13 protein-coding genes and 1 rRNA gene are annotated in these 16,512 nt (G+C 67.8%); 8 read left to right on the forward strand and 6 right to left on the reverse strand.

Features of this window, described 5'->3' with window-relative positions; translation table 11 throughout:
• Window positions 1–79 precede the first annotated feature (79 nt).
• Window positions 80–196, forward strand: a 5S ribosomal RNA gene (gene rrf, locus AC0J5J_RS13030).
• 389 nt (window positions 197–585) lie between these two features.
• Here the strand turns inward: rrf and AC0J5J_RS13035 are convergent.
• Entirely contained in the window at window positions 586–1,440 is an 855-nt protein-coding gene (locus AC0J5J_RS13035) for an RDD family protein (RefSeq protein ID WP_474898391.1), read from the reverse strand.
• A gap of 17 nt (window positions 1,441–1,457) precedes the next feature.
• Here AC0J5J_RS13035 and AC0J5J_RS13040 point away from each other — a divergent pair, with 17 nt between their 5' ends.
• Window positions 1,458–2,453, forward strand: coding sequence for a stage II sporulation protein M (locus AC0J5J_RS13040; RefSeq protein WP_474898393.1), 996 nt, complete (start codon window positions 1,458–1,460; stop codon window positions 2,451–2,453).
• A 6-nt stretch (window positions 2,454–2,459) separates the two neighbouring features.
• Here AC0J5J_RS13040 and AC0J5J_RS13045 read toward each other — a convergent pair whose 3' ends face one another.
• The 5 genes from AC0J5J_RS13045 to AC0J5J_RS13065 are packed head-to-tail and all read right to left on the reverse strand — an operon-like array spanning window position 2,460 to window position 7,643.
• Window positions 2,460–3,767: a DUF58 domain-containing protein gene (locus AC0J5J_RS13045; protein WP_474898395.1), complete on the reverse strand. Its 1,308-nt coding sequence runs from the start codon at window positions 3,765–3,767 to the stop codon at window positions 2,460–2,462.
• Window positions 3,768–4,736, reverse strand: a complete 969-nt coding sequence (locus AC0J5J_RS13050; RefSeq protein WP_134424503.1) for an AAA family ATPase — start codon at window positions 4,734–4,736, stop codon at window positions 3,768–3,770. It lies immediately after the preceding gene.
• Complete coding sequence (locus tag AC0J5J_RS13055) at window positions 4,733–5,965, reverse strand: DUF4350 domain-containing protein (RefSeq protein ID WP_474898397.1); 1,233 nt, start codon at window positions 5,963–5,965, stop codon at window positions 4,733–4,735. Before AC0J5J_RS13055 ends, AC0J5J_RS13050 begins: the two co-directional genes overlap by 4 nt.
• Complete coding sequence (locus AC0J5J_RS13060) at window positions 5,962–6,642, reverse strand: DUF4129 domain-containing protein (protein ID WP_474898398.1); 681 nt, start codon at window positions 6,640–6,642, stop codon at window positions 5,962–5,964. Before AC0J5J_RS13060 ends, AC0J5J_RS13055 begins: the two co-directional genes overlap by 4 nt.
• Entirely contained in the window at window positions 6,639–7,643 is a 1,005-nt protein-coding gene (locus tag AC0J5J_RS13065) for a hypothetical protein (RefSeq protein WP_134424500.1), read from the reverse strand. Before AC0J5J_RS13065 ends, AC0J5J_RS13060 begins: the two co-directional genes overlap by 4 nt.
• A 330-nt stretch (window positions 7,644–7,973) precedes the next feature.
• On the opposite strand from AC0J5J_RS13065, the gene mtrA reads away from it, so the two are divergent.
• The 6 genes from mtrA (at window position 7,974) to secA (ending at window position 16,460) form a co-directional block, all read left to right on the forward strand.
• Entirely contained in the window at window positions 7,974–8,654 is a 681-nt protein-coding gene (mtrA, locus tag AC0J5J_RS13070; RefSeq protein ID WP_134424499.1) for an MtrAB system response regulator MtrA, read from the forward strand.
• Window positions 8,655–8,661: 7 nt separating this feature from the next.
• Window positions 8,662–10,302: an MtrAB system histidine kinase MtrB gene (gene mtrB, locus AC0J5J_RS13075; protein WP_474898400.1), complete on the forward strand. Its 1,641-nt coding sequence runs from the start codon at window positions 8,662–8,664 to the stop codon at window positions 10,300–10,302.
• A gap of 10 nt (window positions 10,303–10,312) precedes the next feature.
• A complete protein-coding gene (locus AC0J5J_RS13080; RefSeq protein WP_474898402.1) occupies window positions 10,313–11,977 on the forward strand; it encodes an LpqB family beta-propeller domain-containing protein in 1,665 nt (554 codons plus the stop codon).
• A gap of 87 nt (window positions 11,978–12,064) precedes the next feature.
• Window positions 12,065–12,748: a ComF family protein gene (locus AC0J5J_RS13085; RefSeq protein ID WP_474898403.1), complete on the forward strand. Its 684-nt coding sequence runs from the start codon at window positions 12,065–12,067 to the stop codon at window positions 12,746–12,748.
• Between the two features lie 99 nt (window positions 12,749–12,847).
• Window positions 12,848–13,552 carry a ribosome hibernation-promoting factor, HPF/YfiA family gene (hpf, locus tag AC0J5J_RS13090; protein ID WP_134424496.1) on the forward strand — a complete coding sequence of 235 codons (705 nt, stop codon included), beginning with the start codon at window positions 12,848–12,850 and terminating at the stop codon, window positions 13,550–13,552.
• Window positions 13,553–13,652: 100 nt separating this feature from the next.
• Complete coding sequence (secA, locus tag AC0J5J_RS13095; RefSeq protein WP_474898405.1) at window positions 13,653–16,460, forward strand: preprotein translocase subunit SecA; 2,808 nt, start codon at window positions 13,653–13,655, stop codon at window positions 16,458–16,460.
• The last annotated feature ends 52 nt before the right edge of the window (window positions 16,461–16,512 follow it).

Genomic DNA, 16,512 nt, shown 5'->3' on the forward strand with positions numbered 1-16,512 from the left:
GAGAACAACGCCCTCACCGGCAACAACTGTGTGAGGGCTCTATAACTAAAAAATATAGAATCGATTCATCGAAAGATGTTTCGGCGGCTATAGCGAGAGGGAAACGCCCGGTCACATTCCGAACCCGGAAGCTAAGACTCTCTGCGCCGATGGTACTGCAGGGGGGACCCTGTGGGAGAGTAGGACACCGCCGGACTTAACTTGAAACACACAATGGCCACCCCCCGGGGTGGCCATTGTGCTTTAACCACACACACCAGAAACACAAGGCCACCCCCCGGGGTGGCCATTGTGCTTTAACCACACACACCAGAAACACAAGGCCACCCCACGGGGTGGCCTTCCCCCGTTAACCAGTCGTGACTGTTCCCGTTCCGGTCGAGAGTGCCCAGCAAAACGGCCACTCTCGACCGGAACGGGAACAATCGTGGGCACATTCCGCCCCACACGAGGCCACACACGCGAGCGTCTCGGTGCTGGGGCGCACCCTGTGGAAACCGGCGCACGCTACACCCTGCGCCCATCACCACACCCTGCGCCACGAGGAGGCCGTGCAGTGGCCTTCTTTCGTCAGGGGCCGGAGGGCTAGCGCTGCGGGAAGTTGTGCGGCAGAGCATGCAAGATGGGCTGCAGGCGGTCCAACCGGTCGCGTTCGAGCTGCAGAGCGGTGGATTCCCGATCGCGTCGCACCGCGGCGACGCCGGCCAGGAGAACCTCTGGGGAAGCCACGGGCTTCGGCGACACGAACGGTGCGGCCTCGTCGGCGAGACTGGCGGCGAGGCGCAACCGAGTCTCCGGGTTCAGTTTTTCGGCCTGCCCCAGGAACTGCGCAATTCTGCGCGAGAGGCGGTCCGGCATCCTCAGAATATCGACCGTCTGGGCCCACGCAGCCAGTTCCGGCGGCAGGACGACCGTGCGGTCAGGCACGCGCGGAACCCGCTCATGCTGGCTATAGGTGCCAGCCAGCAGATCGCCGAGGCGCTTGGATTTTCCGTTCAGGAGTGCTGTGGTGGCGGCGAGGCCGCCGAACGTCAGATAGATCTCGATGACGCCGAGAAGCGCACGGATGAAGGCGTGGCGCAGTTGAATGGCGCCACCGTCATCGCGCACGATGCGGGCGCCGATAGCGAGCTTGCCGAGTGAGCGACCGCCGGTGGCCGCTTCGACGGACATCGGCACAACCAGGAGGCAGACGACCAGGCCGGCGATTCCGAGCGCCCGGCCGAGGGTGTCGTCGATGGCCACTCCCGTGAGTGACCCGACGAGGAAGGCCATGGCCAGGAACAGGAGCAGATACGTGACCCAGTCGATGATCGTTCCTGCGGCACGCAGGATGATGCTGGCCGGGCGCACATCGAGGGCAACGGCCTCGCCGGTGACCAATTCCTGCTCACTCCATGAATATTGGCCGTGATCGGCCACCTTGCCCGGCTGGTCCATGTCTACTATTAGATCAGATGGACCTTGACGCGTATTCAGCGGCGCACCGCGCCGAGTGGGACCGCCTGGCTGAGCTCGGCAAGCAGCGGCGGCTCTCCGGCGCGCAGGCAGACGAGTTGATCGAGCGGTACCAGTCCGGGGCGACCCAGCTGTCGGCCCTCAAATCGTCGGCAGGGTCGACCCTCGAGGGGGACCGGCTGTCGGTGGGACTGTCTCGGGCGCGACTCAAGTTCACCGGTGCCGGCGCCAATGTGATCTCCCAGATTCCGCGTTTCTTCATCCTGCAACTACCGGCCGCGCTGTACCGTCTGCGCTGGCTCACCCTGGCAGTGGCGGTGGTGACGATCGCGGTTGCCGCACTCTACGCGGTTTGGATCACGGGTAACCCGGAGGCCCTGGCGGCTATCGGTTCCGACGCCGCGCTCCAGAAGCTGGTGAACGAAGACTTCGTTGACTATTACTCGGAGAATCCGGCTGCGTCCTTCACCGGTTTGGTCTGGACCAACAATGCCTGGATCGCGGCCCAGTGCATCGCCTTCGGCATCCTCGGCGTCTACGTTCCCTACATCGTGTTGCAGAACGCGCAGAACGTGGGAATCACGGCCGCCGTCATGTTCGCCTACGGCAAGGGCGACGTGTTCTTCCTCTACATCCTTCCGCACGGCATGCTCGAATTGACCGCGATCTTCGTGGCCGCCGCCGGGGGACTGCGGATCTTCTGGGCCTGGATCGCACCGGGCGCCCGCACGCGCGCGCAGGCTCTGGCCGAGGATGCCCGGGCGCTGTCGACGGTCGCGATCGGGCTGGTCTTCGTGCTCTTCGTCTCCGGGGTGATCGAAGGGTTCGTCACACCGGCGCCCTGGCCCTGGCCCGTCAAGATCGGAATCGGCGCGGCGGCCCTGCTGGCCTTCCTTGCCTATATGCTCGTGCTCGGCCGGAGGGCCGTGCGAGCCGGTGAAACAGGTGACCTGGCGGAATTCGACGCCGGCAGCACCCGGATTTTTTCGGCCTGAGCCAGGTCAGAGCCGCCCGGCGGCCTTGAGTGCGATGTATCGGTCGGCCAGCGCGGGCGGCAGATCGGCGGGAGACCCCGTGACGACCTCCGCGCCTTGCCGGCGGATGGCCGCGGACACCCGGGCCACGTCGAGCAGGGCGCGCACCGCGGCCGCTGCCCGGTAGACCTCCTCACGGTTGCCGCGCTCATGAGTCGCCGCCAGCGTCGTGGGGTCGGTGACGGATGCCACGATCACGGTGTGACGCCGAGTCAACTGGGGCAGCACCGACAGCAGCGCGCTCGACGCTCCGGCCGCGTCGATCGAGGTGATCAGCACGACCAGGGCCTGGCGGCTCGTCACCGCGCGTACCTGCGCGGGAACGGCGGCCCAGTCCGTTTCGATCAACTCCGGTTCGATCAGGGCCATGGTGTCGACCATCCGCGAGAGCAGCTCTGCCCCTTGGGCGCCCTGCACCCGGCCCCGCACCCGACGGTCGTACGCGATGAAGTCGACGTGATCTCCCGCCGTGGAGGCCAGTGCGGCCAACAGTAACGAGGCCTCGAAGGCTGTGTCGAGGCGAGGCTCGTCGTCGACGCGTGCGGCCGAGGTGCGGCCACTGTCGATCAGCACCACCACACGGCGGTCCCGTTCGGGGCGCCAGGTGCGCACCATGACGTCGTTGTGCCGGGCCGTGGCCCGCCAATCGATCGAGCGCACGTCGTCGCCGCGCACGTATTCTCGCAGCGAATCGAACTCGGTGCCCTGGCCGCGCACCATCAGGCTGGTGCGCCCGTCCAGCTCCTTGAGCCTCGTGATGCGTGAGGGCAGGTGCTTGCGCGCGGTGAAGGGCGGCAGCACGCGGATCTGCCCGGGTGCCTGCAGGGTGGCCTGCCGCGCCCACAGCCCGAGCGGCCCGAAGGAGCGCACCGTGACCCGGTCCACGCGTCGTTCGCCGCGCCGGGTGGGTGTCAGCTGCAGCGACACCAGTCGCCGTTCCCCGGGCGGCAAGGCCAGCCTCGTGCGGTTGTTGCCGGCACCGGCCGACGGCTGCCAGGCATCCCGGACGACCATGTTCAGGCGGCGGGTGCCGGTGTTGGTCAGGTACAGGTCGCTCGTCACGCTCTCGCCGAGGCGCACCCGGGTCGGCAGGCTGCGCGTGAGTGCGACCCGCCGTGGCGAGCCGGCCAGCGAGAGATCCAGGATGCCGAGGGCCAGCGCGGCCAGCACCCACAGTCCCAACACGGCGGTTGCCATTGCCGGGGTGCGCCCGAGCAGCACGATCGGCACGACACCGAGCGCGAGGAGGGCAACGAACCGGCCGGTGAGCGTCACTTAGATCGGCACCTGCACCTGGGCGAGCACTGCCCGCAGGATCGCGTCTACGGAGACGCCTTCGAGTTCGGCTTCCGGTCGAAGCTGCACGCGGTGCCGCCAGACCGGCAGCACCATCGCCTGGACGTGGTCGGGGGTGATCGAGTCGTACCCGCTCAACCAGGCCCAGGCCTTGGCCGCGGCGAGCAGCGCGGTCGTGCCGCGCGGGCTCACCCCGAGCTTGACCGACGGACTGCTCCGCGTGGCCCGGGCCAGGTCGACGATGTACGCGAGAACGTCGGGGCTGGATCCCACGGCTGCCACAGCCGCCTGTGCCGCCAGCAGTTCATCGGCTCCGAGCACGGCCGTGACGCCTGCGCCCGCGAGATCGCGCGGGTTGAATCCTTCGGCGTGGCGCCGCAGGACCTCGAATTCGGCGTCGCGTTCGGGCACGTCGAGCACGAGCTTGAGCAGGAACCGGTCGAGCTGCGCCTCCGGCAGCGTGTACGTGCCCTCGTATTCGATCGGGTTCATGGTCGCGGCGACGATGAACGGGTCCGGCAGGGGGAGCGACAGCCCGTCGACGCTGACCTGGCGTTCCTCCATGGCCTCGAGCAGGGCGGACTGCGTTTTCGGCGGGGTGCGGTTGATCTCGTCGGCCAGCAGGATGTTCGTGAAGACGGGGCCCTTGCGGAACTCGAAGTCGCCCACCCTGGCGTCGTAGACGAGGGAACCGGTCACGTCGCCGGGCATCAGGTCCGGGGTGAACTGCACCCGCTTCGTCTCCAGGCTGAGCGCGTGGCTCAGGGAACGCACCAGGAGCGTCTTGGCGACGCCCGGCACTCCCTCGAGCAGCACGTGGCCGCGGGCGAGCAGCGCGATGATCAGCCCGGTCACGGCGCCATCCTGTCCGACGACGGCTTTGCCGACCTCGGTGCGCACCTGGGCGAGGGATGCGCGCAGGGTATCGACAGCGGTGTGAGTGCTCATGAGTCCATTCTTTCGGGTGGCAGGGGCGTGGTCGCGCGGGCCGTGGCCCGCTCGAGTTCCAGGATGCGGTCGGACAGGGCGACCAGTTCGGCGTCGGTCGCCGGAATGGCGTCCACGAGCACCAGCCGCACCTCCCCGGAGGGCCGGTCGGTCACGGAGGCGACCAGCACGATCACCTCGTCCAGGGTGGCCAGGCGGGACAGCCCGACCTGACCGGCCAGGCGCTGCACGGCCCCGACACGAAGCGCGTCGAGGGCGCGCAGGCGGGCGTTGCTGCGAGCGTAGAGCCGGGCGCGACCCTCCATCGTCTCGCTGGCGCGCACGGTGACCGGCAGATTCTCGGCCACGAGCGGACCGAAGCGACGTCCGCGCCAGACCGCCGCGGCCACCGTCACCAGAACCAGCAGCACCAGGGTGGGGGTCACCCAGCCGGGAGTGAGCTCGCCGAGCGACGGCGACCCCGTCCCCGGCACGTCGGCGATCGTCGGCAGATACCAGATGAGCTCGTCGCCGGCCCCGAGCAGGTTGAGCGCGAGGGCGGCGTTGCCGGCCTCGATGATCCGTTCGTTGTTGAACAGGGTCCCGTCGGCGAGCAGGGTGAGGGTGCGGTCGGACGCGGCCGTCTGGATCAGGGCGTAAGCGTTGTCTCCCGAGGGGAAGCATCCGGTCAGTCCGTCGGCCTCCGCCGGGATGGTGAGGGTCGGCCCGCCGGGCGAGACCGTGTCGGCCTTGACCGCGGCCGGGAGCGTGCAGCGGGCGGGCGAGGCCGTGGCCTGGGACACCCCACCGAAGCCGGCGGCGGGGGCGAGCGTCTGCAGGGTCAGGAAATCCGGGGACGCGACGATCGTGCGCGGGGCGAGCCTCGCCATCGCGGTGAGCTGGTCAGCGCTGAGGAGCCCGTCGGGGTCGAAGAAGAAGACGGTGGGATCGCCGGCGGCGGATGTCAGGGTGCGTGCCTCGTCGAGGCTGTCGGCGGCCGTGACAATGACGCCCTGTTGACGGAGCACCTCGACCAGCGCCCGCGCTCCGACCGGCGTCGCGCTGTCCGCGGCGAGGGGCTCGCCGTCCGCGCCGCCGACGGCGAGCACGGTGCTGACCACGGCCACGAGCAGGGCCCCGGCACCGGCCACAAGCCAGAACCGTGCTCGACGTCCCGCGGCGCGCAGGGTGGGTGTGGTGGCTACGGCGTCTGCCGGGGGCTCGGACGGTGCCTGTGTGAGGAGACTCATGGCTGTCGCGTCGGTGTCGGGTCTTCGCGGTGGATCGGCCGGGCGGAGCGGAGATCGCTCTCCAACGCTGCCAGGGCCAGGAACCGCTGCTCGGTTCCCTCGATTCCCAGGTAGCGCACGCCGTCGAACAACTCGGCGGCCTCGGCCAGGCGCACCCGCTCGCCGGGGAAGGACTTGGCAGCCCGGGCGGCGAAGGAGTGCGCTGTCGTGCCCGGTGTCACCATCAGGATCGTGCGCTCGGACATGCCCCGCGCCAGGGCGCGGAACATCTCGGCGCTGGCCAGGCTCCAGTCCCGGTGGGAGGCCGCGGCGAGGGCAGCGCGTCGCAGGTCAGTGGCGGTCCGCCGGTCGTCCACCCCGAAGAGGTCGGTCGCGAGTCGGCTGCGCCGGTTCAGCCGGGGCAGGCCGAAGATGAGAATGGCGGCACCGATCAGCAACACGACAACGACGGTCACCAGGAGGGGAACCCAGGGGGCCAACCCGTCAGCGGATGGTGCAGTGAGAGAGGCGAACCAATCGAGCACGGCGGTGGACAACCGGTCGAACCAGGTCGGCCGGGCTGCCGCGTAGGGAGGCTTGGCCAGCTCCGCCCGCAGCCAGTCCCGGGCCTCGGGCGCATCGGGTTCGACCGGTATCGCTCCCCGGATCGCCGCGTGAATCTGCCACCCGCCGATCATGCCCGGGCAGTCTCCGGAGCGGCTGTCGGCTTCGGCCGGTAGGGGTCCTCACCGCTGCCGGGCGCGGATTCGACGAACCGCGCCAGCTCGAGGTCGAGGCCTTCCTTACGCATCCGCAGGTCGATGTAGATGAGTGCGGTGACGGATGACTGCACCACGGCGGCGACGGCGCCCAGCACCAGGCCGAGCAGGATTGTCAGCACGTACAGGAGGATGGACGGAAGATACGCCTCGAAGGACCCGTTCGGGTCGATGAGGGTGGTCGCGACGCCGAAGAGAAGCGACAGGGGCGTCGTGACGATCTGCGAGACGATGTTCACGACCAGCGCCACCAGGAACTGGGCGCCGAGCGTGCGCCAGAAATAGCCCTGCGTCAGCGACCAGGACCGGGCCACGGCGGCACGGAGGCCGAGCCGCTCGAGCACGATCACACTCGGCACGAGCGACGTTTTCGTCAGCAGCCACGCACCGAGCACAATGAGTGCGAGTGAACCGAGGATGCCGGTGAGCACCGCGAAGGCGACTCCCGCTCCGCCCAGGGAGACCAAAAGAACGACGAGCCCGACCACCAGTGCGAGGGCGGCGAGCATTGCGGCGCTCAGGAGAATGGTCCAGAGCAGCAGCGGCCACAGGCGGGGCAGGACCGCACGCCAGAGGGCACTGAGGCGCATCTTCTCGCCCAGCGTCGCGCGGGCCACCTCGATCACGATGATGCCCTGCAGCATGGCGGAGGCAAGAACCGCCAGCGCCACCGGAACGAGCGCGGAGAGCACGATGCTCAGGGTCGCGCCGGCTTCGAGGGCGGCGCGGTCCTCCAACGGTGCGTTGTCCACACGTCCGAGCGCGAAGTACGTGACCAGCCCGACCACCACGACGGTGACCAGGGCGACGACGCCCTGAACGATCAGAGCGCTGCCGAAGGTTGCCTTCGGGTTGCGGCGCAGCACCTGGAACGGAGCCCAGAGAAGGGTCCCGAAGCCGAGCGGGCGCAGTGGGATCAATCCCGGTCGCGGCGGGGGAGTCCAGGCAGGCGGAGCACCCCAGGCAGGGGGCTGGCCGATGGCGTACGGTGCGGGCGTGCCCGCCGGGGGCGCGAAAACGGGAGGAACGAAAGGCGCGGAAGGCGGGTTTTGCCCGTCTCCCGCCGGATTGCCGCGTGAGTCATCGGTCGGGGAGTGCCAGTTCTGCGGGTCCGTCACGAGTTCTATGCTGGCATACCTCGGAGAGTAATGAGCGCGTTGAGCGTTCAGGCGGTGTCGTCGACTACTCTTAGGCCAGTGATTGCATGACTCACCGGGGTATTTTTGGGTGACTGAGTGGAAAACGGTTTGATGAACGCACGCATTCTTGTCGTCGATGATGACACCGCGCTGGCTGAGATGATCGGCATCGTCCTGCACGCCGAGGGGTTCGAGCCGGTCTTCTGCGCCGACGGTGCCCTGGCGCTGGAGGCCTTCCGCGCCGTCAAGCCGGACCTCGTCCTGCTCGACCTGATGCTTCCTGGCCTCGACGGCATCGAGGTGTGCAGCCTGATCCGCGCGGAGTCCGGAACGCCCATCATCATGCTGACGGCGAGAACCGACACCACGGATGTCGTCAAGGGCCTCGAATCGGGCGCCGACGACTACATGGTCAAGCCGTTCAACCCCAAGGAGCTGGTCGCGCGCATCCGCACCCGTCTGCGCCCGGTTCCGACGGAGACGCCCGCCAGCCTGCAGATCGGGGACCTGGTCGTGGATGCCGCTGGGCACGAGGTGCGGCGGGGCACGCGGCAGATCAATCTCACCCCGCTCGAATTCGATCTGCTGCTGGCGCTCGCGTCCAAGCCTCAGCAGGTCTTCACCCGGGAGATGCTGCTGGAGCAGGTCTGGGGCTACCACTACAAGGCGGACACCCGCCTCGTCAACGTGCACGTCCAGCGTCTGCGCGCCAAGGTCGAAGACGACCCGGACAACCCTCGCATCGTGATGACGGTGCGCGGGGTCGGCTATCGGGCCGGCGCGGCCGGCTAGGTTTCAGATGGTCGGCCGCACCGGGTTCAACCGCAGCATCTGGCGGGAGTGGCGTTCCGGGCCTGCCAGAGTCGCCGGTCTGTGGCGATCCTCGCTGCAGTTCCGGACCGTGACGATCACGGTCGCGCTTTCCGGAGTCGCCATCATGGTGGTCGGGGTGTACGTGTCCGTCAGCGTGGGCAACGACCTCTTCCAATCCCGGCTGAACCAGGTCCTCGTCGAATCGAACCGGGCCACGACCGCAGCCCAGGGCATCTTCGACGCCTCGGACGCCGCCGACCGGGTGGACGTGCAGACCCTGGTGGGCTCGGCCCGCACCCTGATCACCGCGGCATCCTCGTCCCAACTGATCGCCATCTTCCGGGCGCCCGGTCAGGACGCCTCCACCGTGGCACCCCAGGATTCCTCGTCGTTCGGCGCTTCGACCGGCGTGATCACCACCGATCTGCGCGTGCAGGTACAGGAGAATCCGGGCGAGCAGTTCTGGCAGTCGGTGACTCTGACCACGGATGACGGCGGCCAGATCCCCGGGATCGTCGTCGGGTCGCAGCTCACCGTCCCGGTCGCCGGTGACTATGAGCTTTACATCGGCTATAGCCTGGCCGACGCCGAGTCGACCCTGGGTTTCGTGCAGCGCACCCTCGGTATCGCCGGCCTGGTGCTGATCCTGCTGATCGGGGCGGTGACCTGGATCGTGGTGCGCTTCGTGGTCACGCCGATCCGGGTCGCGGCCGCCACCAGCCAGCGACTCGCCTCCGGTGATCTCGGCGTGCGCATCCCGGAGAAGGGCGAGGACGTCATCGCGACGCTGGCCCGGTCCTTCAACGGCATGGCGGACAGCCTGCAGAGTCAGATCAAGGAGCTCGCGGACCTGTCCGAGGTGCAGCAACGGTTCGTGTCCGATGTGTCGCACGAGCTCCGCACCCCCCTGACGACGATCCGGCTGGCCGGCGACGTGCTCTTCGACAACCGGTCCACCTTCCCGCCGGCGGTGGGGCGCACGGCCGAGCTCCTGCACGCGCAGGTCGAGCGGTTCGAGCTTCTGCTCAGCGATCTGCTCGAGATCAGCAAATACGATGCCGGTTCGGTGCAGCTGGAGACCGAACCGACCAATCTCGTGCACCTGGCCGAGGATGCCATCGACGGTCTGCGCTCGCTGGGGGATTCGAAGGGAACGGTGTTGACCCTCGTGGCTCCGGGTGGGCACCTCGACGCAGACGTCGACCCCCGCCGCATCCGCCGCATCATGCACAACCTGATCGGCAATGCCATCGAGCATGGGGAGGGAAAGCCGATCATCGTGTCCGTCGACAGCAACGAAAGTGCGGTGGCCCTGTCGGTCCGCGACTACGGGCTCGGCATGAGCCAGGCCGAAATGGCCCACGTTTTCGACCGGTTCTGGCGGGCCGACCCGTCGCGCAAGCGCACCATCGGCGGCACCGGCCTCGGACTCTCCATCTCGCTCGAGGACGCCTCCGTGCACGGCGGCTGGCTGCAGGTCTGGTCGCACCCGGGCGAGGGCTCCTGTTTCCGGCTGACCCTGCCGCGCAGCGCGCGCGGAACGCTGACGAGCTCGCCCAGCCCGCTGCCGCCGGCAGACGCGGCCGGCGGAACGGGTCGCGCCGAGACGGGGGGACACTATGCGTAGAAGCGCGCGTATGTTCGCGGGGCTGGTCGCGCTCGCAGTGGCACTGACCGGATGCTCCGGAATCCCGCGTGACGGGGGAGTGCGGGAAGGACAGTCGGTGCAGCCCGGCACCACCCCGGCACCCGTCTTCCTTCCGTCCAGGCCCCAGAAGGACGCCACGCCCGAGGCGATCCTGCGCGGCTTCATCGACGCCGCGACGAGCCCCGACAGTGACTACGCGATCGCCCGGGAATTCCTGTCTCCGAGCTTCAGCAACACCTGGGAGCCGGATGTCGGGGTGACGGTCGACGACGCCACCGGGCGCAGCATCGTGGCCGTCGGTGAAGAGCAGATGCAGTTCTCGGTGAACCCGGTCGCGGAAGTGGATGCCCGCGGCGAGTACCGGGAGGTCGAGTCGCCCACCGCGGTCGCTTTGCGCTACCAGTTCGTGAAGGTCGGCGGTCAGTGGCGTATCGGCGCGGCCCCCAACGGAACCGTCATCGACCGCAATATCTTCCAGGACGTCTTCACCTCCCAGGCGCTGTACTTCTTCGACCCGGGATACAGCTATCTCGTGCCCGACCTGCGCTGGTATCCGCGCGGCGGTGCCACCCTGACCAAGATCGTCAACGGTCTGCTCGGTGGGCCGAGTCCCTGGCTCGGCGGGGCTGTCGTGACGGCCTTCCCCGAGGGCACCAAGCTCACCGCGGATGCCGTGCAGGTGATCGCTCGAGACGCCAAGGTCGATCTCAACAGCGAGGCCTTGAACGCCGACCGGGTCACCCTGCAGCGGATGAAGGCCCAGCTGTCCACCAGTCTCCCGGCCGGCCTGTCCGCGACCGTCACCATCAATCGCAATCAGCAGGACATCAGCGAGCTCACGGCGAACGCCCCGGCCGTGAACCCCCGCGTCGATGCCCGGGCGCTCGTGCTGCGGGAGGGCGAGTTCGGCTTCCTGGCGGCGAGCGGTTCGTCGATCACTCCGATCGCCGGCTTGTCCGGTTCGGTCTCCGAATTGAACCCGTTCTCGGCCACGCTCTCACCCGGCCAGACGGCGGCCGCCGTGCTGGCCGAAGCCGGTGTCTACGGTGTGCGCGTCGGCGACGACCCGGTGCTGCTCGATCCCCGGCAGGGTCTGATCGGGCCTTCCATCGACAACTACGGCTTCGTCTGGTCGATCCCCGCCGACCGCCCGGGGGAACTGTTCGTTTACGGCCCGAACGGCGATGCGACCGCAGTGCCCACCCCCTGGCCGGAAGCATCAGCGATTCGCTCCCTGCGCGTGTCCCGAGATGGCACCCGTCTCATCGCGCTGCTCCAGTCCGGCGCCGACACCCGGTTCGTCGTCGCCGCGATCGCCCGGGACAAGACCACTCCGGTTGCCCTGGGCGACGCGGTGCTGCTGAGTCAGACCGCAGGCGTCGCGGTGGACGCGGCCTGGATCGATGAACTCACCGTGGCCTCGCTGACCCTGCTGCCCACGGGTGAGGAACGGATCGTGGCCCTGCAACTGGGAGGTCTCAGCACGCGCCTCGAGTCCGCTCCGGACAGTGTCACCATTGTGGGTAGCAACAACCTCCGGGACCTGCGCGCCCTCTCCTCAACGGGCGGCCTTCTGGTGCAGCGTGGAGCCGGCTGGCAGGAACGCCTCTCCGGAGTCGCGCTACTGGCCACGCAGCAGGGCATCGGCGGCTAGCTCCTCCACTGTCCCCTCGGGTGTTGGTTCTGCACCGGATGCCTGCCCGGTTCCACTCCCGGCCGATCTACGCCCGATGCTGGCTGGATGCGCACTCCTGACGCTCTCTCACGGGCCGCACTCGACGCTTGGGCGGTGGTGATGCCCACCGAGTGCAGCGGCTGCGGTGCGCCCGACCGCGCCCTGTGCCAGGCATGCCTGGCCGCGCTCAGGCCCCGGTTGCACAGCTCCGAGCGATCGGGGGTCCAGGTGTTGTCGGCCCTGGACTACTCGGGCGTGGCCAGGCGGGTTCTGGGGGCGTTCAAAGACGGTGGTCGAACGGATGCCGCCGGCGCGCTCGCCGGACCGCTGCGCAGCGTCGTGGCCGCGGCGCTCGCCCGGGCGGAGCCGGGGGGCCCGGGCATCCACCTGGTGACGGTTCCATCCTCCCGGAGGGCCTGGCGCATCCGTGGGTACCACCCGGTCGACCTGCTGCTCAGGCGAGCGGGGCTCCGTGCGACTCGGGTACTCCGGACGGTTGCTGAGACGCAGGACCAGGTGGGCCTGGGGCTCGAAGACCGGAGTCGGAACCGTGCCGGCTCCCTGACGGCTCTGCGTCGACTCGACGGTTTCCGAGCCCTGGTCGTCGACGACATCCTGACGACCGGCGCCACCGTGCTCGAGGCGCGACGCGCCGTGCTGCATGCGGGCGGCGAAGTCGTCGGCGTTGCCACAGTGGCGGAAACACGGCGTCGTTTCCCGGCCGCCCAGAGTTCATCGGAAACTCATTGACAAAAGGCTGTGACTTATCCGGCCCGCACGGCTACGGTGGTCCTAAAGGCGCGTAATAATCGCCCGGATACGGGCGGTTCGCCAGATCTGGAGGTCGTCATGGAAACTAACATCGTTGGACGAAACCTAGGGATCACTGATCGTTTCCGGGAGTACGCCACCGAGAAAGCCGAGAAGGTCGCCGGTCTCGCCGACAAGGCGCTGGCTCTCGAGATCAAGCTCAGTCGTCACCGCGAGAAGAACGGTGCCACGGGCAACGACCGGGTCGAATTGACCCTGGTCGGCAAGGGTCCGATCGTGCGGGCTGAAGCCGACGGATCCGACAAGTACGCGGCGTTCGACGTCGCCCTGGGACGCCTACTGGAGCGTGTGCGCCGAGCCAAGGACCGTCAGAAGCTGCACCGCGGCGGTGCCCACCGTCCGATTTCGCTGCATGACGCGGCATCCGTTGACTTCAGCGTGGTGGATATCACGCCGGCCGACGCCGAGGTGCTCGAGCGGGTGCGCACGGGTGCGATCCCCGTCGTGAGGTCGGAAACGCCTGCGGCCGAAGAGCCGGAGGATGTGTACAACCCCGTCGTCATCCGTCGCAAGGTGTTCGCGGCGGCCCCGATGACCGTCGACGATGCGCTCTACTTCATGGAGCTCGTCGGCCACGACTTCTACCTGTTCCAGGACGCCGAGACGAAGCGCCCGAGCGTCGTCTACCGGCGCAAGGGCTGGGACTACGGTGTGATCGAACTGGACGAGAACGCCGTTGAGCCCGGGGAGGCCGCGCAGTCCGCTCGCGAGCGCAGCAACTGACCATCTAGCCTTGTTATAGTTGCCGCATGCCGGACGCTGTGAGCGTGCGGCAACGACGACAGGCGTGTGCACACGCCGTGACGACTAGTGGAGTGCATTCGTGGCCTCAATTCTGGAAAAAGTTCTTCGTGTTGGTGAAGGGCGCCTGCTGCGCCGTCTCGAGCAGTATGCGAAGGCCACCAATGCGCTGGAGGACGACTTCAGCCACCTCACCGATGAGGAACTGAAGAACGAGACCGTGTTGCTGCGTGAGCGCTACTCGGGCGGTGAGTCGCTGGACGACTTGCTGCCCGAGGCGTTCGCCGCCGTGCGCGAGGCCTCGACCCGCACGCTGGGTCTGCGCCACTTCGACGTGCAGCTCATGGGCGGGGCGGCCCTGCACCTCGGCAACATCTCCGAGATGAAGACCGGCGAGGGCAAGACCCTCGTGGCGACGACCGCGGCGTACCTGAATGCGATCACCAGCCGTGGCGTTCATATCATCACGGTCAACGACTACCTGGCCAGCTACCAGAGTGAGCTGATGGGGCGCGTGTTCCGTGCCCTCGGCATGACCACCGGCTGCATCCTGTCCGGCCAGACGCCGGCCCAGCGCCACGAGCAGTACCTGGCCGACATCACCTACGGCACCAACAACGAGTTCGGGTTCGACTACCTGCGCGACAACATGGCCTGGCAGGCCTCTGACATGGTGCAGCGCGGGCACTACTTCGCCATCGTCGACGAGGTCGACTCGATCCTGATCGACGAGGCGCGTACACCGCTGATCATCTCGGGTCCGGCATCCGGTGAAGCCAACCGGTGGTTCACCGAATTCGCCAGTCTGTCGACCAAGCTCATTCCGGATGTCGACTTCGAGGTCGACGAGAAGAAGCGCACCGTGGGTGTGCTCGAACCCGGCATCGAAAAGGTCGAGGACTACCTCGGCATCGACAACCTGTATGAGTCCGCGAACACCCCGCTGATCTCCTTCCTGAACAATGCGATCAAGGCCAACGCCCTGTTCAAGAAAGACAAGGACTACGTCGTCATGAACGGCGAGGTCATGATCGTCGACGAGCACACCGGTCGCATCCTGATGGGCCGCCGCTACAACGAGGGCATCCACCAGGCGATCGAGGCGAAAGAGGGCGTCGCCGTCAAGGCGGAGAACCAGACGCTCGCGACCGTCACCCTGCAGAACTACTTCCGGCTCTACTCGAAGCTGTCGGGCATGACGGGTACGGCCGAGACCGAAGCCGCCGAGTTCATGAGCACCTACAAGCTCGGCGTGGTTTCCATCCCCACGAACAAGCCCATGAAGCGCCTCGACCAGTCCGACCTCATCTACAAGAACGAAGAGGCCAAGTTCGGCCAGGTCGTCGAGGACATCGTCGACCGGCACGAGAAGGGCCAGCCGGTCCTGGTCGGCACGACAAGTGTGGAGAAGAGCGAGTACCTGTCGCGCCTGCTCGCGAAGAAGGGTGTGCGGCACGAGGTGCTCAACGCCAAGAACCACGCGAGGGAAGCCGCCATCGTCGCGCAAGCCGGGCGTCTGGGGTCGGTGACCGTCGCCACCAACATGGCCGGTCGAGGCACCGACGTGATGCTCGGCGGCAACGCCGAATTCCTCGCTGTGGCGCAGATGAACGCCAAGGGCCTGAGCCCCGTCGAAACGCCGGACGAATACGAAGCCGCCTGGGACGACGTGTTCAACGCCGTCAAGGAAGAGGTCGCCGTGGAAGCAGCGAAGGTCGTCGACGCCGGCGGGCTCTACGTGCTGGGCACCGAACGGCACGAGTCCCGCCGGATCGACAACCAGCTGCGCGGACGCAGCGGGCGACAGGGTGACCCTGGCGAGAGCCGCTTCTACCTGTCCCTGACCGACGACCTGATGCGTCTCTTCAACGCCGGAGCTGCCGAGAGCCTGATGGGCCGCCAGGGCATCCCCGACGATATGGCCATCGAGTCCAAGGTCGTCAGCCGGGCGATTCGCAGCGCCCAGGCGCAGGTCGAGGGCCGTAACGCCGAGATCCGCAAGAACGTGCTCAAGTATGACGATGTGCTGAACCGCCAGCGCGAAGCGATCTACGGCGACCGCCGCCACATCCTGGAGGGCGACGACCTGCACGAACGCACGCAGCGCTTTCTCGAAGACGTCATCGATGAGGTCCTCGAGGTGCACACGGGCGAGGGCAACGGCGACGACTGGGACTTCGATGCCCTGTGGACCGAGCTCAAGACCATGTACCCGGTGGGGCTGACCATCGACGAGGTCGTTGCCGAGGCCGGCAACCGCGGCAAGATCAACCGCGACTTCATGCGCCGCGAGATCGTCTCGGATGCCAAGCTCGCCTACAAGAATCGTGAAGACTCTCTGGGCACCCCGGCGATGCGCGAGCTCGAACGCCGAGTGGTGCTGTCGGTCATCGACCGCCGTTGGCGTGAACACCTCTATGAGATGGACTACCTGAAGGATGGCATCGGCCTGCGCGCGATGGCCCAGCGCGACCCCCTGGTGGAATACCAGCGCGAGGGTTTCGTCATGTTCCAGCAGATGATGGGTCAGATCCGCGAGGAGACCGTCGGATTCCTGTTCAACCTCGAGGTCGAGGTCAGTCAGGCACCCGGCGCCGTTGACGGCCCCGTTGTCGCGGCCAAGGGCCTCGCGCCGTCTGCGACCGCGGAGGAGAAGCTCAGCTACACCGCTCCAAGCGATTCGGGCGGAGTCGAGGTGCGCAACCAGCGCGGCCAGATCCAGCAGGCCGCCACGGACCGCGCCCGCCGCTCCACCGCCGCTCCGGTAACGGAAGCGGAGGCGGAGGCGGCAGCCGGGCCGCCCCAGCGCGGCGCGTTCGGCCAGCGTAACGATGCGTCGAAGCCCGCTCCGGCGAACCGCTCGGAGCGACGCGCCCAGGGCAAGAAGTAACCTGTAGACCGCAAACGGACGCCCTCTTCCTCGGAAGAGGGCGTCCGTTCCT

Source organism: Cryobacterium sp. TS_SC_7 (genome assembly GCF_056156285.1).

What these genes read in the sequence shown, in the direction of transcription:
- AC0J5J_RS13055 (WP_474898397.1), bottom strand. Translation starts at nt 5,965, where the DNA reads ATGAGTCTCCTCACACAGGCACCGTCCGAGCCCCCGGCAGACGCCGTA.
- AC0J5J_RS13060 (WP_474898398.1), bottom strand. Translation starts at nt 6,642, where the DNA reads ATGATCGGCGGGTGGCAGATTCACGCGGCGATCCGGGGAGCGATACCG.
- AC0J5J_RS13085 (WP_474898403.1), top strand. Translation starts at nt 12,065, where the DNA reads ATGCGCACTCCTGACGCTCTCTCACGGGCCGCACTCGACGCTTGGGCG.
- AC0J5J_RS13050 (WP_134424503.1), bottom strand. Translation starts at nt 4,736, where the DNA reads ATGAGCACTCACACCGCTGTCGATACCCTGCGCGCATCCCTCGCCCAG.
- AC0J5J_RS13040 (WP_474898393.1), top strand. Translation starts at nt 1,458, where the DNA reads ATGGACCTTGACGCGTATTCAGCGGCGCACCGCGCCGAGTGGGACCGC.
- mtrA (WP_134424499.1), top strand. Translation starts at nt 7,974, where the DNA reads ATGAACGCACGCATTCTTGTCGTCGATGATGACACCGCGCTGGCTGAG.
- AC0J5J_RS13080 (WP_474898402.1), top strand. Translation starts at nt 10,313, where the DNA reads ATGTTCGCGGGGCTGGTCGCGCTCGCAGTGGCACTGACCGGATGCTCC.
- hpf (WP_134424496.1), top strand. Translation starts at nt 12,848, where the DNA reads ATGGAAACTAACATCGTTGGACGAAACCTAGGGATCACTGATCGTTTC.
- AC0J5J_RS13035 (WP_474898391.1), bottom strand. Translation starts at nt 1,440, where the DNA reads ATGGACCAGCCGGGCAAGGTGGCCGATCACGGCCAATATTCATGGAGT.
- mtrB (WP_474898400.1), top strand. Translation starts at nt 8,662, where the DNA reads ATGGTCGGCCGCACCGGGTTCAACCGCAGCATCTGGCGGGAGTGGCGT.